We start from the raw sequence: 1,434 nt of genomic DNA on the forward strand, positions 1-1,434 counted from the left end.
AAAGAGTTCTTCTGGAACGGCATCAAGCAGCCTAACCGCAACCTGCTGCTGTGGCGCGACAAGACCGTTGACGGTCTGAAAACCGGTCACACCGACGAAGCCGGCTACTGCATGGTGTCCTCGGCTGTACGTGACGGCCAGCGTCTGATCGCCGTGGTGTTCGGCACCAACAGCGAAGTGGCCCGCGCCGCTGAAACCCAGAAGCTGCTGACTTACGGTTTCCGCTTCTTCGAAACCCAGACCTTCTATCAGAAGGGCACCGAACTGGCTCAAGCCCCGGTGTGGAAAGGCACCACCAATCAAGTCAAGGCCGGCCTGGCTGAAGACCTGACCATGACCCTGCCAAAAGGCCAGCTGAAGAAGCTCGCTGCGAGCATGACCATGAACCCGCAACTGATCGCGCCAATCGCCAAGGGCGACGTGATCGGTAAAGTCGAAGTCAAACTGGAAGACAAGGTCGTGCACAGCGCTGACCTGATCGCTCTGGATGGCGTCGAGGAGGGTGGTATCTTCCGCCGCATGTGGGATAGCATCCGTCTATTCTTCTTCGGCTTGTTCAACTGATTTGTGTTGACCTGCATGGCCCCGCCCCGATCCGGTGCGGGGCCATGCGCGTTAACACGGCTTGCGCTCTAGAGGCCGTTACGCCATGACCGATACCGAAGTAAAGGCGCCAAAGATCGAATTCCCTGTAACGGATTATCCCGTTAAGGTGATCAGCGATACCGGTGTGGGCAACAAAGACAAGATCATCGACATCGTCAAAAAACACGCGACCATCAATGATGAGCGCATCGACGAGCGTCAAAGCACCAACGGCAAATACACCACCATCCAGTTGCACATCGTGGCGACCGATCAGGATCAGCTGTACAACATCAACAGCGAACTGCGGGCAACCGGTTTCGTGCACATGGTGCTGTGATGTCCGGCACGCTGGGCTTTCGTGAGCTCGGCCAGATGGCGTACGAGCCGGTCTGGCATGCCATGCAACGCTTTACCAACGAACGCGGCAGCGATGCCGCCGACGAAATCTGGCTCGTCGAACACCCGCCGGTGTTCACTCAGGGCCAGGCTGGCAAGGCCGAACACTTGTTGCTGCCGGGTGATATCCCGGTGGTGCAGGTCGATCGCGGCGGGCAAGTGACTTATCATGGCCCCGGCCAATTGGTCGCTTATCTGTTGCTGGATGTACGCAAGCTGGGTTTCGGCGTGCGTGATCTGGTCAGCCGCATGGAGCTTTGCCTGATCGAACTGCTGGCCAGCTACGGGGTAACCGCAGCGGCCAAGCCAGATGCTCCCGGCGTCTACGTCGACGGAGCGAAAATCGCTTCTCTGGGTTTGCGGATTCGCCACGGTTGTTCCTTTCATGGCCTGGCCCTGAACGTGGATATGAACCTGGAACCGTTTCGACGGATTAATCCCTGCTGCTAT

2 protein-coding genes and 1 pseudogene are annotated in these 1,434 nt (G+C 58.0%); all 3 read left to right on the forward strand.

The window, feature by feature from the left end; all coding sequences use genetic code 11:
* Positions 1-564 (forward strand): annotated as a pseudogene (locus ACIP1X_RS26605) (serine-type D-Ala-D-Ala carboxypeptidase); the annotation flags it as partial.
* A gap of 85 nt (positions 565-649) precedes the next feature.
* Positions 650-925: a DUF493 domain-containing protein gene (locus tag ACIP1X_RS26610; RefSeq protein WP_039761816.1), complete on the forward strand. Its 276-nt coding sequence runs from the start codon at positions 650-652 to the stop codon at positions 923-925.
* On the forward strand, positions 925-1,434 hold a 510-nt coding region (gene lipB, locus ACIP1X_RS26615), incomplete at its 3' end, for a lipoyl(octanoyl) transferase LipB (RefSeq protein WP_400755763.1). The genes ACIP1X_RS26610 and lipB, both read left to right, overlap by 1 nt.

Source organism: Pseudomonas sp. NPDC088885 (genome assembly GCF_044750025.1).
Classification (GTDB): domain Bacteria; phylum Pseudomonadota; class Gammaproteobacteria; order Pseudomonadales; family Pseudomonadaceae; genus Aquipseudomonas; species Aquipseudomonas rustica.